The sequence below is a fragment of the Agrobacterium sp. DSM 25558 genome (assembly GCF_900100825.1).
In the GTDB taxonomy this organism is placed as follows: domain Bacteria; phylum Pseudomonadota; class Alphaproteobacteria; order Rhizobiales; family Rhizobiaceae; genus Agrobacterium.
This window is the reverse complement of the sequence record NZ_FMUD01000012.1, coordinates 1-16,934: the sequence shown is the minus strand read 5'-3', so window position 1 is coordinate 16,934 and position 16,934 is coordinate 1. Positions and strand designations below refer to the sequence as shown.

Genomic DNA, 16,934 nt, shown 5'->3' with positions numbered 1-16,934 from the left:
TATTTCATGAATGTAGTAGTCAACTTTGATTTTCTGTTCTGTGCTATTGGACCTCCCCATTTTCGAGCGAGAGCAGCGTTTTTGACCGAAAAACCTGCTTTCATGGCATGGAAAGGTATCTGGCGAAGAAAATTTTGATACGTTAATTGTTGACTACTACATTCATAAAATACAAATGAACATGCGATTTAAAGGGAAGAAAACGGTTGGTTTGATGCGATCGGATGGCAGAGACAATGCGCTGGATGCCGAACAGGTAACGGCGGGCTATGGCCGCTCTAACGTGCTTGTCGATATCTCCATGGTTGTCCCCAAAGGAAAGTTCACCGTTCTCGCTGGTCCAAACGGTTCGGGAAAATCAACGTTGCTGGCCGTGCTCTCACGCATCCTCAAGCCATCTGGTGGAACGGTACTTGTTGACGGACAGGATGTGCACCGGCTGCCAACCAAGGAGGTGGCACGCAAGCTCGCCTTGCTTGCGCAGGCCCCGATCGCGCCTGAAGGCCTCAGCGTCTATGATCTGGTGTCGCGCGGACGTTATCCGCATCGAGGCATTCTCAAATCCTGGGACGAAGGCGACGAAGACGCCGTGAACGAGGCGCTGCACATTACCGGCATGAGCGACCTATCGTCGAGACCGGTGGATAGTCTGTCCGGCGGGCAGCGCCAACGTTGCTTCATAGCCCTTGCTCTTGCGCAGGACACGGCAACGATACTGTTCGATGAGCCGACGACGTTTCTCGATCTGCGCTATCAGGTCGAGGTCATGGAGCTTCTTTCAAGCCTCAGCCGCACGGCCAACCGAACCGTTGTCGCCGTTCTGCACGATCTGAACGCCGCCCTGCAATATGCGGATCGCATTGTCTTCCTCAAAGGCGGTGCGATTCATCACGTGGTGGAAACCATCGATGAATGCTCCGCCGCCCATATCGAAAGCGTCTTTGATACCAAGGTCATCGCCGTGAGACATCCGACCACCGGCAAACCGGTGTTCTTGCCCGATACTTTTTCCGGGACATCCGTGCAGTGACGCATGTTTGGAATACAGAACCATCGCGAAAGGAAGTGGTCTGGCTTTGGCTTCCTGCTTGCTTCGCTCTGCTATTATTTCTTGGACTTGTGCATCTCAGCGTCGGTGCAAGACCCGTGTCACCTCAATTCCTCATCGACGCTCTGACGGCCCGTGACCATACCAGTTTCGAGCAACAGATACTTCTCAAGCTTCGTCTTCCGCGCCTGCTTGCCGCCATCCTGTGCGGCGCATCGCTCGGCATTGCCGGCAGATTGCTTCAATCGATCCTCCGTAATCCTCTTGCAGAGCCCCATATTCTGGGCCTCAATGCAGGAGCAAGCCTTGCCATAGTGGCAACAACCGCGTTGCCTGCGGGCTTGATGATGTTTCCAGTCAGTCGTCCGCTCATTGCCGCGGCTGGAAGCGGCGTTCTTTTTGCGCTTGTTCTGTTTCTATCATCGGCAGGACGCACCGGCCTGTCGATGATCAAAGTCACATTCTGCGGTATCGCGCTGTCTGCCCTAGCGTCGGCCTGCGTTTCGGCGATCCTTATTCTCGATCAGGAAACGCTCGAGCAGATGCGTTTTTGGCTTGCGGGCGATCTTTCGGGCATTTCGTTGTCGGAACTTCAGGCTGTGTTGCCGATCACAGGTGTCGCCGTCATCGCCGCTGCAATGATCACGTCGCGATTGGATATCATGTCTCTGGGAGACAAAACCGCAAAGGGTCTTGGTGTGCCGGTTCGTCAGACAAGGATGATCGGGCTGATAGCCACGGCACTGTTTTGCGGTTCCGCCGTATCACTTTGCGGCCCAATCGGCTTTATCGGCCTCATCGTCGGCGGTTTTGCTCACCGTATGGTTGGTGGGCGGCACATGATCTCGATTCCACTAGCGGCAATGCTCGGCGCAAATCTCATGCTCGCTGCCGATATCGCCGCAAGAACCATTGCCGCCCCTCATGACTTGGCAACGGGAGTTCTGACCGCTTTCATCGGCGCTCCAGTCTTCATCGCAGCCGTTACGCGGGTATTGCGATGAAAGCCAAAATGATCGGCGGCGGCTATCGCCTGCTTCAGTTTCTTGATGTGAGTCTGAAGCTACATCCCAAAAGACTGGCCATGACAATGGCTTTTCTGGCGGTTGTTATCATTCTGGTACTGCTGGCGCTCGTATCCGGAAGTGGGAGCGCTGGGATCCGTGACCTCGTGGCATTCATCACCGGTCCTGCGTCTTCGGGCGACTTATCTGTCATCGGAGACCTTCGGCTGCCGCGCATCATCATGGCGCTGAGTTGCGGAGCAATGCTCGGGCTTTCCGGTGCGGCGTTGCAATCCCTGACGCGAAACGGGCTGGCCGATCCGGGTCTTCTGGGTGTGCGAGAGGGAGCAGCACTTGCAATCGTTACCGTCATCATCGCTTTTCCGCAAACCCCTCTGGTGCTGCGGCCATTCATCGGCATGGCTGGAGGATTTGCGGTCGCTGCCGCGGTCGCACTCCTGGCAGGATCGCTGTCTCGCCTGCGTTTCGTGCTGATCGGCATCGGATTTTCCTGGGCTTTGTCCTCGGCCATCACTCTGCTGCTGACGATTTCCGACATTGACCGCATTCAGGTCGCTTTGACGTGGATGGCAGGCAGCCTTGCCACCGTAACGCTGGACATGGTCCCAATTGCCGTTACGGGGTTATGCGTGGGTGCCACCCTTTTATTCGCGACTGCGCGCTCCGCAGATGTTGCGATGCTGGGAGACAGCGCAACGATCGGGCTGGGCGTTCGAGCCAAAGCATTTGCGATTATAAGCCTTTTGGCACCCGTTCTGATGACCGCAACCGCTGTTTCCTGCGTCGGCAGTATCGGTTTCGTCGGGCTCATCGCGCCGCATGCGGCACGGATGACGATTGGCGGTGGCCAGACTGCGCTGCTCGCTGCAAGCATGCTGATCGGTGCAGCACTCGTCGTCCTGGCAGATACGATCGGACGGACCGCGTTCGCGCCGTTGCAAATCCCTGCGGGCATCGTGCTCGCGCTTGTGGGCGTCCCGATTTTACTTCTGCTCCTCTGGCACCGTCGCGATCAACTGTGAAAGGTTTCCCATGATGCGAATGCTTGTTTTTACGCTTCTCCTTCTCGTCGTTCCGAGTGTTGTGGCAGCACAGGATACGCGAACATTCCAGGATGATGCGGGACGCACTGTCGTCGTCCCCAACAGGCCGCCGCGCATTGCATCGCTCCACGATATCGACGTCACCATTCCGCTGATCGAACTTGGCATCATCCCGATTGCCAGCCATGGCAGGAACGGGATCGACGGCAAGCCTTACCTGCGCTCCAGTGCAATCCTGACCGGTGTCGATTTTGGAAACTCCGGCATGGTCTTTCTTGGCGCAGTCGATATCGACCTGGAGACGCTGGCCGAACAAAAGCCGGATGTCATCATAACCTCGACGGGACGGCCCACCCCCATCGCGACGCTGGAGAAAATAGCACCAACCATCGTCATCGATCCGACCAAGTTGGGAACAGCGCATGCCTATCGTCAACTGGCCAAACTGACCGGAACCGAAAACCGGCTTGCCATTCTCAATCATCGATACCGTGCGGGAATTGAGGAGCTGAAAACTGCTATCAATACCAAAGACGTCTCTGTCTCGGTCATCCAGCCACTGAATGGAAAGATCAGTCTTTATCATACCTACCGCGCACTCGGTCAGGTGCTGAGAGATGCAGGCTTCAAGTTTCCCGAGATTATCGACAATATCCCCGACGGTGGGCGCATAGAGGTTAGCGGTGAGCGCCTTCCAGATGTCGATGCAGACTTTATCTTCGATCCATACCGCTCGGACACCGGCGGCACGTCAAAAGAGGAGATCGATGCGATGGAGAAGGTCGTGCCTGATTTTTGTGGCTTCCTGAAAGCCTGTGTCGAGGGCCGTTACATCATGGTCTCTAGAGAAGAAGCCATTTCAAACAGTTATGCGGCCATGGCGCTTATGACGGCGGTCGTCAAATCCTCTATCTCACCACGCCCTGGTGCGAAATAAGCTTTCGACTTTAAAAAACGCACCGTGTCAGGCATTGTGCCCAAATTGACATTCACATGAACGACAATGGTCTCAATGGGCAATTCATTTCCGAAGAAACGTCACTTAGATCGCTTCGGAGAGCGACTGAAGAAAAAGCGGGACGCACTCTCGCCAGGGCTCTTGGCCGTTGCAGAATACATAGACAAACATCGCCATGCGGTGCTGGCGAAATCTGCGCTTGAGATAGGTCGCGAGATTGGGACATCGGACGCCACGGTCATAAGGGCAATCCAAGCCCTCGGTTTCGAGGGGCTAGTCGACCTCAAGGATACGCTGGAAAGCCATCTTGGAGAGACGGATTCACCGTCCGAGAAAATGGCAGCCACCACGAACGAACTTCAGGACGATACCAATTCCGCCATTGACTTCGTAATAGCAGATATGGGTCATGCCATGGAAGCACTATCGTCTGACGAAAACAGGCGAGCGATGGCAAACGTTGTCAGTCTGTTGTCCACCGCCAAAAAGATCGGCGTCTTCGGGATCGGCGCATCGGGCATTATCGGAACCTATGCGTCGCGCAACTTCGTCAGAGCGGGCTATCCCTCCTATGCGTTGAATCAAACAGGCATCATGCTCGCCGAACAACTTCTCCAAATGGAGACTGGCGATGTCCTGCTTGTTCTTGCGCAGGGCCGCCCCCATCGTGAGGTGATGACGGCGATTACGGAAGCGGGACGCCTTTCGATCCCAATCGTTGCCATTGTGGGTAAGGAAGAGACCGCTCTCACTCAACATGCAATGGCCGCGATCGTTCTACCCCGCGCCAAGAATGAAAAGGTTGCCATGCACGGGGCTTCACTAGTTTGCGTAGAAGCTCTGACCCTTGGCCTTGCCGGCAAAACTAGAGATCGGACCCTATCCACCCTTGACCGTCTGGTCGAACTGCGCCAGCAGATCAGACCCAACAAGCGGTGAGTTCATACCTTTGTTGCCTCAGATGACAGACGCCACTTTCTTGAGCGCACTTTCTCGAATTCCAGACGGCTATGTGCGGGGCAAATTTGATGGTCATCTATGGGGCGCTACGATCAAACGGTCTGCAGATGGTAGACGCATCTGGCTGTTCGCAGAGAAACTTGCCGGGACAGATATTGTCAGCTTTAATCTCTACAGGATAAAATCTGGTGCTGCGATACTGAAGCCTTGCGAAATGTCCTCCGAGAAAGTCATCGAGTTCGTGTTGGGTTTCTCCATCACTCCAGAACTCTGAGCTGACCTGTCAGCGTAGAAGGAGTGGCCATTGCCAGCTTCGTCAGTGACAATCAGCCCCCCAGTGCGGTTTCCGTTCGAGGATATTTTGAAGCGTCACCGGCTTGAGCCACTGGGCATCCACGCCCACATCGAACTGGCGGGGGAGGGGCTTTAGCCGCCCGTGCGAGTGACCGTGCAGATTGATCGATTTTTCCCCCATCTGGTTCCACGTGCGAAACGCATAGTGGCACATGATCAGGCGATGACCCTCAAGCGTGAGTTCCGCGTATTGCTGGACGCTCGCCCATCCCGGCGCAGTGGTGGTGCTTTCTGGGTCGTTGTTTCCCACGATGAGATGCTTGTGGCCGTTTAATCTGGAGAGAAGTTCGTCGCAGTCTCCATTGCCGCTAGTCGGAAATCCCCAAGATGCCAGACCTCGTCCTGCGGGCCGACAACATTGTTCCAATTCGCGATCAGCGCCTCATCGTGATCTGCCATGTTGGAAAAGGGCCTACGATCAATTCGAAGAACGCGGGGGTCGCTGAAATGCGTATCGGACGTGAAGAAGATCATAGGCTCTAAATAGCGACCGGAACCTTCGTTTCCAACATCAATCCGGTCTTTTTGCAGTGCGATTGACGATGACCCCGAAGATTTCGTTAGGTTTTTCTTATATTTCTTCGGAACGGATGTGGCGCAGCCTCCGTTGGACCTTGCAGTTACATCAGTGTGAGGAGAAAACATCATGAGCATTTTCAACAAGATCAGGGACGCCATATTTGGAGGTTCTGCACATGCAGCACCTGCGTCGCCTTCAGCGGCAGAGCCTACCCCGGCACCATCGTCTATCTCCGAACCAGCTGCGACAACCGCGCCGCCAGTGGGGGGAACCGGGCAGACTGTGCCCTCGACAGCAGGCGCTTCGCCTTCGATGCCATCGGCACCCACGGCATCCGGCTCTCATTCCGTTGACGTTGCATCCCAGCTTGACGCCGCGGTCAAGCACAGCGGCCAGAAGCTGGACTGGAAGCACTCCATTACCGACCTTATGAAAGCTTTGGGCATGGATGCAAGCCTCTCCGAACGCAAAGAGCTTGCGCAGGAGCTAGGATACACGGGCGAGCTCAATGGCTCGGCAGAAATGAACACCTGGCTTCACAAGGCACTCCTCAAGAAGCTTTCGGAAAACGGTGGCAAGGTGCCAGCAGAACTGCTTGATTGATCTGAGGGCGTAACTTTCCTCAGAAGTGCAGAATTTAGATGGGTGGAAACGACGTCAGCTTTGACGGGCATTTCCACCCTTTTCTACGCGGCGTTCCCAAAATATCAGAATGAGGCTTGAGGTGATTATGAGGAGCGCGCCTACAAAGACGTTCGCGGTCGGTATCTCCGCCCAGAAAATGTACCCGTAAAAGAATGCCCATATCAGGCCTGTATATTCCACAGGTGCCAAGGCAGAAGCCGGTGCGTGACGAAAACCTTCGTAAAGCAGATACTGACCAAGAGCTGCGACCAAGCCAAGGGCCGTCATCAGTGCCCATCCCGTTGCGTCCGGTGTTTTCCATATCCACGGAAAAGATGCTGCGCAGGCAAGTCCGAATAAAAGGCTCGTGGCGAACATCTGCGTGAGCGTTGTTTCGGTTCTGCTCACAAGGCGAATGTAAATCGTACTCAATGCCCAGCAGAAACCGGCGGCGAGGGACATTGCTGCGGGTATCAAGTTGGGCGAGTGGGTTGGGTTCGCTGCGACGCAAACGCCGATGAACCCGGCGACACAGGCGACCCAGCGTCCTATTTTGACCTTTTCTCCCAGCATTGCTATCGAAAGGAATATGGCAATGATAGGCGCTGAAAAGTAAAGCGTTGTCAGCTCAGCAAGCCCCAGATCTCTGGCCGCGTTGTAGAAAAGCATCCAAGCCACAAGCATTAAAATCGCTCGCAAAACCACCGTTCCGCGGTATTTGCTTTTCAATATGGATGGGTGTTTCCTGTACCAGGCGAGCGAACCAGCGATTAAGACGATGACGAGACTTCGGAAAAAGAGAATTTCCGGTACACTGTAATCTGCAACCAACCATTTAACGATTGCATCCTGCAATGAAAAACAGGCGTAGCCTGCCGATGCGAGGGCAATGCCTCTCATCGGTCTCGTCTCACCTTGATTGGAAGTCATCAGTGCCTCGCGTCGATTCTCGAAGCGTGGATAAGGCCAAGCTGATGCGAAGTCACCGTGTCCTACAACCTTTCTGTCATCTGAAGATGTCCGGCACATACATTTCTGCCGGAACCGGAGCGCGATTGTAATCGGAGTTGCGGGCGCGTTCCGGAAGATGGATGGATGGTTTGGGAACATCCTCATAGGGAATCTGCTGAAGCAGATGTGAGATGCAGTTCAAGCGCGCTTTGCGCTTGTCGACGGCATCGACGACCCACCAAGGCGATTCCGGTTTGTGGGTCCGCTCCAGCATTTCCTCCTTGGCTTTCGTATAGGATTCCCAGTGGACGCGGCTTTCCAGATCCATCGGCGACAGCTTCCACTGCTTTAACGGGTCCTGAATGCGCATGTTAAAGCGAAATTCCTGTTCTTCATCGGTGATGGAGAACCAATATTTGATCAGGATGATGCCCGAGCGAACCAGCATGTTTTCAAACTGCGGAACCGATTGAAAGAAATCCTCCAGCTCATCTGCCGTACAAAAGCCCATGACGCGTTCGACGCCTGCGCGATTATACCAACTCCGATCGAACAGGACGATCTCACCTGCGGTTGGCAGGTGTTGCACATAACGCTGGAAATACCATTGATGCCGCTCGCGCTCTGAAGGAGCCGGCAGGGCAACCACGCGGCAAACGCGTGGATTGAGCCGTTGGGTTACACGCTTGATGGCACCACCCTTGCCGGCAGAGTCTCGCCCTTCGAAAATGACCACGACCTTGAGCTTTTGGTGCTGAACCCAATCCTGCAATCTGACGAGTTCGTGCTGAAGACGAAACAGTTCCTGGAAGTAGACCTTGCGGTCGAGAAGCCTGCCGGGGGCGGATTTCATGCTCTCAGCAGCTAGGTCATCCAGCCGGTCCTCATCCATCTGTAGTTCCAGCTCTTCGTCAAAACTGTCGACGATCTCCGCTTTGATACGGTCAAGTTGGCTTGGGTCACTGATATTCATGCGCCGTCTCTCCTGAGATTGCGTTGTCCACATTGAACATGTTGTAATGCGAGACTTGTGTCAGCCGGATGACGCCTCCTGTCGATGAATACGTAACGTTCACAAACATGAGCCATTGCGTGTGTGGAAAGCTCTTTGGCGCTCAAACCCGTTTCGTAGATAAAACGTCAAAAGTCTTGGCGATGGTTTGCACGGACCGCTCATAGTCGGCCAATGCGAGGCAGGCGATCAGCGCATCGACGATCGCAAGCTGGGCGATGCGGCTGGTCATTGCTTCGGCGCGGAACTGGGTCTCTCGCGCCAATGTGTTCAAAACAATGTCGCTAAAGGCAAGCAGTGGTGACTTGCCGAAATTGGTGATCGCGATTGTCGTCGCACCGGCTTCCTTGGCCAGTCGCGTTGCGGTCAAAGTTTCAACTGTGGCACCGGAATGTGAAATGGTGATCACTGCTGTGTCTTTATCAGCCAGTGCGGCGGTGATTGCCTGCACGTGGCTGTCGACGCTTGCACGGGACAGAATGCCAATGCGCAGCAAACGGTAATTGGTGTCTTCGGCAACCGTCGCCGCGCTGCCGATACCAAAAACCTCAACGCGCTTTGCTTTGCGTATGGCCTCGACGGCTTTTGCAAGGGCGCGGACATCAAGTGCTTTTTGCGTGTCACGCAACGCTTGCATGTCAGACTGGAACACTTTTTCGATGACCGATGCCGTGTCGTCCTCCAGCGTCAGGTCTTCGTGGATGAACTGAACGGGCTGCACCAATTCACGGGCCAGCGAGATTTTCACCTGCTGGAAGCCGCGCGCGCCGATCGTCTGACAAAAACCGATAACGCTGCCTTCGCTGGCTTCAGTGCGCTCCGCGACTTCCGTTACTGACATATGCACGACTTCTGCCGCATTCAGCGTGATGAAATCCGCGATACGACCGGCGGTGGGGGCCAGATCCTTGCGCACCGCGTGAATGCGGTCGACGACGCCTGCGAAGTCCTGGCTATTCATTGTCTTATCCGATGCCATGAGAATTCCCGTTACTCTGCTGCTTGACGCATGGGACGTCGCAACAATCCGTTATCCACTTGCCAGAACTGCATGCCGACGCGACTTGCACCAAGGCCATCCGTCTGCGGGTTATCACCAATCATGACCGCATCAGCAGGCGTCACGCCCAGTCGCTTACAGGCCATCTCGAACAATATCCTTTCCGGCTTGCCGATAACTGTGTATTCGCGCGGGCCTGCACACGCAAGGATAGCAGCCGCCAACGCCCCGGTTTCCGGAACGGGCTTTCCAGTGGGCCCGGGGTGACTGAGATCCGGGGCGGCTACGAACAACGCGGCACCATCACAAAGAGCCTCCGCAGCAGTCGCAATCTTGATGTAGGAAAAGTTGCGGTCGCGCGTAACGAGCACGATGTCGGGCCGTTCCTGATGCAGCCTAAGTCCCTTGCGTCGGGCATAATTGCGCAAGCCAGCACTGCCTAACAGCAAAACGGATGCGCCGGGATGTCTTTGCGCGATGCAGTCAATGGCCGTGGTGCCAGCGAGAATGATCCGGTCGCTGGCAAGTGGCAGGCCAAGGCTACGTAACATGCGAGACAGTTGGTCCGGCGTATGCTCGGCATTGTTGGAAACGACCATATAGTGGTCTTCCACCTGTTTCAGCAGCCACCGTGCATCCGGCAGAACCACTCGCCCGCTGATGAGCGTACCATCAAGATCGATCAGATAACCACCGGCATCAAAAGCAAATTCAGACACGTTAATCCCTCGTTTTCATGTCTGATGTGAATTGAGATAAGCTCAATGTCAACCGTAAATAAAAATGAGACTAATTCATAATAGTGTCATGCAAGAGGTTTAATCCTGCCGATCAGGACGGGCCAGAAGCCCTGACATCAGGAGCAAGCCATGAAGATCGCCATCATCACAGATATCCATCACGGACCTCAGTCGCATACCAAGGACGCAGCTTGGAACGGCCTGCCAGTGCTGCAGCAATTCATTGATCGCGCGACGGCAGACAATGTCGATCTGGTGCTGGATCTGGGCGATCATATCTCCGATACGACCCATGCCGATGATTACCGCGTGGCTTCCGAAGTGGCCGAAATCTTCAAGACATTCCCCGGAAAAAGGGTGCATGTGATCGGCAATCACGACGTCGAAAACTTGAGCATTGCTGACAACGAAGCTATTTTCGGACAATCGATGGCCAGCAGTGTGACCGATCTGGGCGATGTTCGCCTCATCGCATGGCAGCCAAACGTCAAAATCACCATGGGCACCGGTTTTAACAGGGCATCGGAGCATCTCGACTGGCTGGTAGAGGCTCTGAACGCCGACGAGCGTCCGGCCATCATTGCCACACATGTGCCGCTGTCGGGTCATTCCCAGATCGGCAACTATTACTTCCAGCGTAATGCGCAATATTCGACCTATCCCGACCATGACGTGGTGCGCGCCGCCGTGGAAGTGACCGGAAAGGCCGCGCTTTGGCTATCCGGCCATGTGCACTGGAACACCGTCACCAACGTCGGCAATATCCAGCACGTCACCATCCAGTCGCTGAGCGAACGGTTCACCACCATGCCGTTGACGGCCGCCGCCTATGCCGCCCTGGAAATCACGGGTGACCAGTTCACCATCGACGTTCATGGCAACGATCCGTTCTACGCTCGTTTGCCATTCCGCAAATCTGGTGATCGCCCGTGGGTCGCGCCAATGCAGCCATTTGAAGAGCGCGTTGTCGAGATGGAGCGCCAACGTGCTTGATTTTCTGGCGCGCCGGATACTTGGCGCACTCGCAACACTCTGCTTTGTCGTGACGGCGGTGTTCTTTGCGACGCGTCTTTCTGGCAACGCCATGGATTATCTGCTGCCCCCGGGTACGGATGCGCAGACCAAGGTCGCCATGGTTCAGCAGTTCGGCCTGGATCAACCGCTCTGGGTGCAGTTTTTCCGCTTCGTTGGCGGATTGCTGCACGGCGACATGGGGTTGAGCTTCTACGAGCGCCGCCCGGTGGTCGATATCTATGCCGAACGTCTGCCCAATACGCTGCAACTGTTTGCCTACGCGCTCTTTATCTCAGTCGTCGCTGGCGTGCCTCTTGGCATTGCCGCCGCGCTCAAACGCGGAAAGGCCATCGGTTCGGCAATCATGGGATTGGCCTTCATCGGTTATGCCACGCCGAATTTCGTGCTCGCCATCATCATGATCCTGGTGTTTTCGCTGAAACTGCACTGGTTGCCCAGTTCCGGCTCAATGACGGCACTGCATTTCCTGATGCCGGCGCTGGTGCTATCGGCGCTGATGCTGGCGGAGATCATCCGCTTTACCCGCAACGCCATGCTGGATGTGCTGGGCCAGGATTATATCCGCACTGCACGTGCCAAAGGCATGCCGAAATTTCTGGTGGTCGGCAAACATGCGCTGCGCAATGCCGCCATTCCGGTGGTTACCGTCATTGGCTTGCAAGTGGCTGGCATGGTCGGGCGCTGCGTCGTCGTAGAGGCTGTCTTTGCTACCAAGGGTATCGGCGATTTGGTGGTGTTTTCTGCCATCGGCCGCGATTATCCCGTGCTTCAGTTCGGCGTCATTTTGATTGCCACCCTTGTGGTCGTCACGTCAGTGCTGATCGACCTGCTCTATGCCCTTATCGATCCTCGTGTGAAGGTGACCGCATCATGAGCCACATCGCTCCCTCTTTGAAAGCCACTGGCCTGTCATCGCCTGTTGCCTCCATTGAACGCCGCCGTCCGCCCAAGGGGCTTGCGAAACTTTGGAGCAAGGCGCGCTGGACAACGCGGCTCTATCTTCTGGCATTCGCACTGGTGCTGCTGGCGGCCATTTTCGGCCCGATGTTGGTGCCCTTCGATCCAAACGCCCAGACACTTCTGGCACGCCTTTGCCCACCCATCAGTTTTGACAGAGCCATGGCCATCCATCCCCTCGGCACGGATCAACTGGGCCGCGATCTGTTGTCGCGCACGCTTCACGGCCTGCGTTTGACGATGCTCATCGCTCTCATCGGAAGCGTCATCAGTCTGCTCGTCGGCGTTGTCTGTGGTGTCATTGCCGGTTACGTCCGCGGCCGCACTGGCGCGCTGGTCATGGCTATTGTCGACATTCAGATGGCAGTCCCGTTTACGCTGGTTGCGCTTTTGGCTGTGGCCATTTTCGGTACAGCGCTGCCAATTCTGGTCTGCGTCATCGGCTTGTCCGGGTGGGAGGTCTATGCTCGGATTGTGCGGGCGCAGGTGTTGACAGTCTCCCGCCAGCCTTTCGTGGAGGCATCCAAAGCCGCTGGTGCCTCACATTTTCGCATCCTGTTTCACCACGTGCTGCCCAATGTCACGTCACCGATCATCGTGGTATGGACGATGACCTTTTCGTCACTGATCCTGCTGGAATCCTCGCTGTCTTTCCTGGGTCTTGGGGTCCAGCCGCCAACCGCAACGCTTGGCTCAATGGTAGGCCTTGGCCGCGATTATCTTGCCTCATCACCCTGGATCGCCGTGGTTCCGGCGCTCGTCATCATGTTTGTCTCGCTGTTGGTCCTGCTGATCGGGGACTGGCTGCGCGCCACGCTCGACGTGAAACTGAAATAGGCATTCCGGCCCGCTTGGCCGGCTCATTCACCGCTTCAATCCCATTCTGCCGGGCCGAGACATTCGCACGGACGGCAGAGCTTTATCCGCAAAAGGAAACGCGCCATGACATCGAAGTCGCTCCTTCTCGTTTTTTCCGCCGTGCTGCTGTCCACGTCTGCCATGTCGGCAGAACTGCGTGTCGCCACGCAGAACCTGCCGCCGTACCTCGATCCCGGCAAGGATTTTGGCAATAATGGCTCTCAGATCTACTACAACGCCTTCGATCCGCTGATCGAAAAGGATTATTCAAAGCCCGAAGCCAGTTTCAAACCTGGCATCGCCACCAAATGGCAGCGCGTATCGCCGACCGTGTTCGAGGTCACCATCCGCACGGACGTCAAGTTCCAGAACGGCGATCCGATGACGGTGGAAGACGTCGTGTTCACCTTCGAACGTATTCTTCAGGACATGACACCGGAGTTTGCCGGAATTCACAAGCAGTTCTTCGCCAACTTCACCAAGGTTGAAGCCATCGATAACCAGACGGTGCGGTTTACCACGCAAAAGCCTGAGCCTTTGTTTGAGACCCTGCTCAACACGTCGGAAGGCTCGATTGTCCCGAAGAATTACATCATGGGCCTGTCCGGTGATCCAAAGGCTATCGAAAAGTCCGACTTCGATGCCTTCGGCCTGAAGCCCATCGGCACCGGTCCTTACCAGATCACCAACTATCAGCCGGGCGAAACGTTGACCTACAAGCGGTTCGATGGCTTTTTCGGCGAAAAGGCGCCCTATGAGACCGTCTTGCTGCGCCGCATTCCCGAAATGGCGACCCGCACCACGGCGCTGGCCAATGGTGAAGTCGACCTCATCACCAACGTTCCACCGGACCAGCTGGATGGCATCTCGTCCAATCCGGCGCTGAAGGTTGAAGGTGCCGTAACGCCGCTGTTCCACGTCGTGATCTTCAACGCTCGCAATCCGAAGCTGGCCGACAAGCGCATCCGCCAGGCACTCAGCATGGCCATCGACCGCGATCTGCTCAACGAAGCGCTGTGGCAGGGCAAGGCAGTGGTGCCGAGCACACACACTTATCCGCAATATGGCGAGCTCTACATGCCGGAGCTGAAGACTTTCGAATACAATCCGGAAAAGGCAAAGCAACTGTTGAAGGAAGCCGGTTACGATGGCTCCCCAATCCGATACGACACCGACCCGGTGTATTATACCAACGGCCTTCTGGCAGCCCAGGCGATCAAGGAAATGTGGGCCGCCGTTGGTGTGCCGATGGACCTCAAGGTCGATCCAAAATGGACCGGTGCGGATGCCGACATGAACACCCGCAACTGGTCGAACCCGATGTATTTCGCTGACCCTGCTGGATCGTTCGGCACCATGTGGGCACCGAAAGGCGCTGGTACCGAGGCCTCTTGGGGCACATCCCCTGCCTATGACGCCATGTGGGAACGCTTCCGCTACTCGACCGACACAGCAGAGCGCAAGACGGCCTATGCCGAAATGATGGCCTATGTGAAAGAGGAGGCCCCCGTGCTGGTGCTCTATCGTCCTTACGAATCCTACGGCATGAGCAAGAAAATCGACTGGAAGCCGCTGCCGGGCCACATTCCCTATGTGCTGGATTTCCGCGCCGGCGCAATCAACGCTGCCACCAACTAATATCGTTCGGACCGCTTGCCAGCCTTGGTGGGCGGTCCCATTTCCAAAACTGGGGATCGATCCATGACCGTCACACCGCTGCTCGATGTTCAGAACCTGCGCATCCGTTTCGAGACCTCGAACGGCAAGGTCATCGCGGTCGAGGATTTGTCCTTTTCCGTTCAGACGGGCGAGTGCGTGGCAATCGTCGGCGAGTCCGGTTCGGGGAAGTCCGTGACGGCCATGTCGATCCTCGGTCTCACCACCTTCAATGGTGGCCATATCGATCACGGCGCACTGCATTTCCAGCGTCGCGACGGTAATGTGGCCGATCTGGCGAGCCTCTCGGAAACGGCGGTCGAACAGATCCGTGGTGACGAAATCGCCATGATTTTCCAAGAGCCGATGACCAGCCTTAATCCGGTTTTCACCATTGGCGAGCAGATAGCCGAAGTCGTGCGGCAGCACCGGAAAGTCAGTTCCGCCGAGGCGACGGCGCGCGCGCTTGAACTTCTGCGCCGTGTTCGCATTCCAGAAGCCGAAACCCGTTATGGCCAGTATCCGCATGAGCTCTCCGGCGGCATGCGACAGCGCGTCGTCATCGCCATGGCACTTGCCTGCTCGCCGCGTTTGCTCATCGCCGACGAGCCTACCACTGCGCTGGATGTGACCATTCAGGCGCAAATCCTTGATCTATTGCAGGAATTGGCCAAGCAGTCCGGCATGGCTCTCCTGTTCATTACTCATGACATGGGTGTCGTCGCCCAGATCGCCGACCGGGTGGTCGTCATGCGTCATGGTCGCAAGGTTGAGGAAAACAGAACTGAGAAGTTGTTTTCCGCACCTGCCGAGACCTATACGCGCCAATTGCTGAATGCCGTCCCGAAACTCGGTTCAATGGCGGCATTTTCCGGTCCGCGCCAGTTTGGAGATACGACGCCTGATGGTGCTGAGGCTCCAGCCAAGGTAAAGCCACTGCTTAAAGTCAACGATCTGGTGACCCGTTTTCCCGTTCGGAAAGGTGCGTTGCAACGGCATGTCGCCAATGTCCACGCGGTCGAAGGTGTCTCCTTCGAGTTGGGGCAGGGCGACACGCTGGCACTTGTGGGTGAATCCGGTTGCGGCAAGTCCACGACGGGCAGGTCGATCTTGCGTCTCGTTGAACCTTCCTCCGGCAAAGTCGAGTTGGCGGGAGAAAATATTCTTGGCCTCACCGGCGATAAATTACGCGCGAGGCGACGCGACATGCAGATTGTGTTTCAGGATCCCTATGCCGCGCTGGACCCGCGCCTGACCGCTTTCGATCAAGTGGCCGAACCATTGGTGATCCACAAGGTCGATCACGGGTCTGTTCTTCGCGATCGCGTTGTTTCGTTGATGGAACGGGTCGGCCTGTCTGCGGATCATCTCGAACGTTATCCGCATGAGTTTTCCGGCGGGCAGCGGCAGCGCCTGTGCATTGCCCGCGCTTTGACGCTGTCTCCCAAGATCATTGTTGCAGACGAGCCTGTCTCGGCTCTCGACGTGTCCATTCAGGCGCAGGTCGTCAACCTGATGATAGAACTGCAACAGGAGCTCGGCCTCTCTTACCTTTTCATCAGTCACGATATGGCAGTAGTCGAACGGATTAGCCATCGCGTCGCAGTGATGTGCATGGGGCAGATTGTCGAGATCGGACCGCGCGCTGAAATCTTCAGCAATCCGCAACACGCCTATACGCGGGAGCTGTTATCGGCGGTACCGAATCCGGATCCTGGGAGGCGTCGGATGGCAAATATACCGCTGAACGTGTTGGCTTCACCCGTCCATGCGGTGGGGCATGTGCCGGAGGTGGCAATCTATCAACAAATTTCGGAGAGCCACCGCGTCTTAATCAATTAAACCAGCTGGAAGATAGGTGCCTTGAGGGCTATAGTATGGCTGATTGAGCACTCTAGGCTCAGGACCCATTAAAGCTCTTGCGATGTGCCCCTTGTTTTGATTCACTAAGATCAAAAGGAGACACTGCCATGAGTGACCTGATGCTTTTGTCGGATGCACAGATGCGCCGGATCGAACCTTTCTTCCCGCTGTCACATGGCGTGCCGCGTGTCGATGACCGCTTGGTATTGAGCGGCATCATCTTCGTCCTGCGCAATGGTTTGCGGTGGCGCGACGTGCCGCGTGAATACGGGCCGCATAAGACCATCTATAATCGTTTCATTCGCTGGAGCCGGCTCGGCGTCTTCAACC

The 16,934-nt window shown here is 56.0% G+C and carries 17 protein-coding genes and 1 pseudogene; 13 read left to right on the top strand and 5 right to left on the bottom strand.

Features of this window, described 5'->3' with window-relative positions:
• Window positions 1-214 precede the first annotated feature (214 nt).
• The 6 genes from DSM25558_RS12140 to DSM25558_RS12115 all read left to right on the top strand — a co-directional run bounded on the left by DSM25558_RS12140 (window position 215) and on the right by DSM25558_RS12115 (window position 5,308).
• The gene (locus DSM25558_RS12140; RefSeq protein WP_143240090.1) at window positions 215-1,030 is read left to right on the top strand and encodes an ABC transporter ATP-binding protein; all 816 of its coding nucleotides are present in this window, start codon (window positions 215-217) and stop codon (window positions 1,028-1,030) included.
• A gap of 116 nt (window positions 1,031-1,146) precedes the next feature.
• Window positions 1,147-2,052, top strand: coding sequence for a FecCD family ABC transporter permease (locus DSM25558_RS12135; RefSeq protein WP_244554176.1), 906 nt, complete (start codon window positions 1,147-1,149; stop codon window positions 2,050-2,052).
• The gene (locus DSM25558_RS12130) at window positions 2,049-3,095 is read left to right on the top strand and encodes a FecCD family ABC transporter permease (RefSeq protein ID WP_077105028.1); all 1,047 of its coding nucleotides are present in this window, start codon (window positions 2,049-2,051) and stop codon (window positions 3,093-3,095) included. Before DSM25558_RS12135 ends, DSM25558_RS12130 begins: the two co-directional genes overlap by 4 nt.
• 10 nt (window positions 3,096-3,105) lie before the next feature.
• Window positions 3,106-4,053: an ABC transporter substrate-binding protein gene (locus DSM25558_RS12125; RefSeq protein ID WP_077105027.1), complete on the top strand. Its 948-nt coding sequence runs from the start codon at window positions 3,106-3,108 to the stop codon at window positions 4,051-4,053.
• A gap of 66 nt (window positions 4,054-4,119) precedes the next feature.
• On the top strand, window positions 4,120-5,013 hold the full coding sequence (locus DSM25558_RS12120; protein WP_077105026.1) for a MurR/RpiR family transcriptional regulator: 894 nt from the start codon (window positions 4,120-4,122) through the stop codon (window positions 5,011-5,013).
• 22 nt (window positions 5,014-5,035) lie between these two features.
• The gene (locus DSM25558_RS12115; RefSeq protein WP_077105025.1) at window positions 5,036-5,308 is read left to right on the top strand and encodes a hypothetical protein; all 273 of its coding nucleotides are present in this window, start codon (window positions 5,036-5,038) and stop codon (window positions 5,306-5,308) included.
• A 42-nt stretch (window positions 5,309-5,350) separates the two neighbouring features.
• On the opposite strand, the pseudogene DSM25558_RS12110 reads toward DSM25558_RS12115, so the two are convergent.
• Window positions 5,351-5,862, bottom strand: a pseudogene (locus DSM25558_RS12110) (metallophosphoesterase family protein).
• A 172-nt stretch (window positions 5,863-6,034) separates the two neighbouring features.
• On the opposite strand from DSM25558_RS12110, the gene DSM25558_RS12105 reads away from it, so the two are divergent.
• Window positions 6,035-6,511 (top strand): DUF3597 domain-containing protein, encoded by a 477-nt coding sequence (locus DSM25558_RS12105; protein ID WP_077105024.1) that lies wholly within the window; start codon window positions 6,035-6,037, stop codon window positions 6,509-6,511.
• Between the two features lie 54 nt (window positions 6,512-6,565).
• Here the strand turns inward: DSM25558_RS12105 and DSM25558_RS12100 are convergent, their stop codons facing one another.
• The 4 genes from DSM25558_RS12100 to DSM25558_RS12085 form a co-directional block, all read right to left on the bottom strand.
• Window positions 6,566-7,462, bottom strand: coding sequence for a DMT family transporter (locus DSM25558_RS12100; protein ID WP_077105023.1), 897 nt, complete (start codon window positions 7,460-7,462; stop codon window positions 6,566-6,568).
• Window positions 7,463-7,538: 76 nt separating this feature from the next.
• The gene (ppk2, locus tag DSM25558_RS12095) at window positions 7,539-8,456 is read right to left on the bottom strand and encodes a polyphosphate kinase 2 (protein ID WP_077105022.1); all 918 of its coding nucleotides are present in this window, start codon (window positions 8,454-8,456) and stop codon (window positions 7,539-7,541) included.
• A gap of 142 nt (window positions 8,457-8,598) precedes the next feature.
• Window positions 8,599-9,456 carry a MurR/RpiR family transcriptional regulator gene (locus DSM25558_RS12090; protein ID WP_077105021.1) on the bottom strand — a complete coding sequence of 286 codons (858 nt, stop codon included), beginning with the start codon at window positions 9,454-9,456 and terminating at the stop codon, window positions 8,599-8,601.
• A 29-nt stretch (window positions 9,457-9,485) separates the two neighbouring features.
• Window positions 9,486-10,214 (bottom strand): HAD-IIA family hydrolase, encoded by a 729-nt coding sequence (locus DSM25558_RS12085; protein ID WP_083716423.1) that lies wholly within the window; start codon window positions 10,212-10,214, stop codon window positions 9,486-9,488.
• 150 nt (window positions 10,215-10,364) lie between these two features.
• On the opposite strand from DSM25558_RS12085, the gene DSM25558_RS12080 reads away from it, so the two are divergent.
• The 6 genes from DSM25558_RS12080 to DSM25558_RS12055 all read left to right on the top strand — a co-directional run.
• Window positions 10,365-11,228 (top strand): metallophosphoesterase family protein, encoded by an 864-nt coding sequence (locus DSM25558_RS12080; protein ID WP_077105019.1) that lies wholly within the window; start codon window positions 10,365-10,367, stop codon window positions 11,226-11,228.
• Entirely contained in the window at window positions 11,221-12,144 is a 924-nt protein-coding gene (locus DSM25558_RS12075; RefSeq protein WP_077105018.1) for an ABC transporter permease, read from the top strand. Before DSM25558_RS12080 ends, DSM25558_RS12075 begins: the two co-directional genes overlap by 8 nt.
• On the top strand, window positions 12,141-13,064 hold the full coding sequence (locus DSM25558_RS12070) for an ABC transporter permease (RefSeq protein ID WP_077105017.1): 924 nt from the start codon (window positions 12,141-12,143) through the stop codon (window positions 13,062-13,064). Before DSM25558_RS12075 ends, DSM25558_RS12070 begins: the two co-directional genes overlap by 4 nt.
• Window positions 13,065-13,169: 105 nt before the next feature.
• Window positions 13,170-14,723 carry an ABC transporter substrate-binding protein gene (locus tag DSM25558_RS12065; RefSeq protein ID WP_077105016.1) on the top strand — a complete coding sequence of 518 codons (1,554 nt, stop codon included), beginning with the start codon at window positions 13,170-13,172 and terminating at the stop codon, window positions 14,721-14,723.
• A 63-nt stretch (window positions 14,724-14,786) separates the two neighbouring features.
• Entirely contained in the window at window positions 14,787-16,583 is a 1,797-nt protein-coding gene (locus tag DSM25558_RS12060) for an ABC transporter ATP-binding protein (RefSeq protein WP_077105015.1), read from the top strand.
• A 128-nt stretch (window positions 16,584-16,711) separates the two neighbouring features.
• A partial coding sequence (locus tag DSM25558_RS12055; RefSeq protein WP_143240089.1) for a transposase occupies window positions 16,712-16,934 on the top strand: 223 nt, incomplete at its 3' end.

Coding starts and splice junctions, on each gene's coding strand:
- DSM25558_RS12115 (WP_077105025.1), top strand. CDS start 5,036: ATGACAGACGCCACTTTCTTGAGCGCACTTTCTCGAATTCCAGACGGC.
- DSM25558_RS12060 (WP_077105015.1), top strand. CDS start 14,787: ATGACCGTCACACCGCTGCTCGATGTTCAGAACCTGCGCATCCGTTTC.
- DSM25558_RS12130 (WP_077105028.1), top strand. CDS start 2,049: ATGAAAGCCAAAATGATCGGCGGCGGCTATCGCCTGCTTCAGTTTCTT.
- DSM25558_RS12120 (WP_077105026.1), top strand. CDS start 4,120: ATGGTCTCAATGGGCAATTCATTTCCGAAGAAACGTCACTTAGATCGC.
- DSM25558_RS12125 (WP_077105027.1), top strand. CDS start 3,106: ATGATGCGAATGCTTGTTTTTACGCTTCTCCTTCTCGTCGTTCCGAGT.
- DSM25558_RS12065 (WP_077105016.1), top strand. CDS start 13,170: ATGACATCGAAGTCGCTCCTTCTCGTTTTTTCCGCCGTGCTGCTGTCC.
- DSM25558_RS12140 (WP_143240090.1), top strand. CDS start 215: ATGCGATCGGATGGCAGAGACAATGCGCTGGATGCCGAACAGGTAACG.
- ppk2 (WP_077105022.1), bottom strand. CDS start 8,456: ATGAATATCAGTGACCCAAGCCAACTTGACCGTATCAAAGCGGAGATC.
- DSM25558_RS12100 (WP_077105023.1), bottom strand. CDS start 7,462: ATGACTTCCAATCAAGGTGAGACGAGACCGATGAGAGGCATTGCCCTC.
- DSM25558_RS12090 (WP_077105021.1), bottom strand. CDS start 9,456: ATGAATAGCCAGGACTTCGCAGGCGTCGTCGACCGCATTCACGCGGTG.
- DSM25558_RS12105 (WP_077105024.1), top strand. CDS start 6,035: ATGAGCATTTTCAACAAGATCAGGGACGCCATATTTGGAGGTTCTGCA.
- DSM25558_RS12080 (WP_077105019.1), top strand. CDS start 10,365: ATGAAGATCGCCATCATCACAGATATCCATCACGGACCTCAGTCGCAT.
- DSM25558_RS12070 (WP_077105017.1), top strand. CDS start 12,141: ATGAGCCACATCGCTCCCTCTTTGAAAGCCACTGGCCTGTCATCGCCT.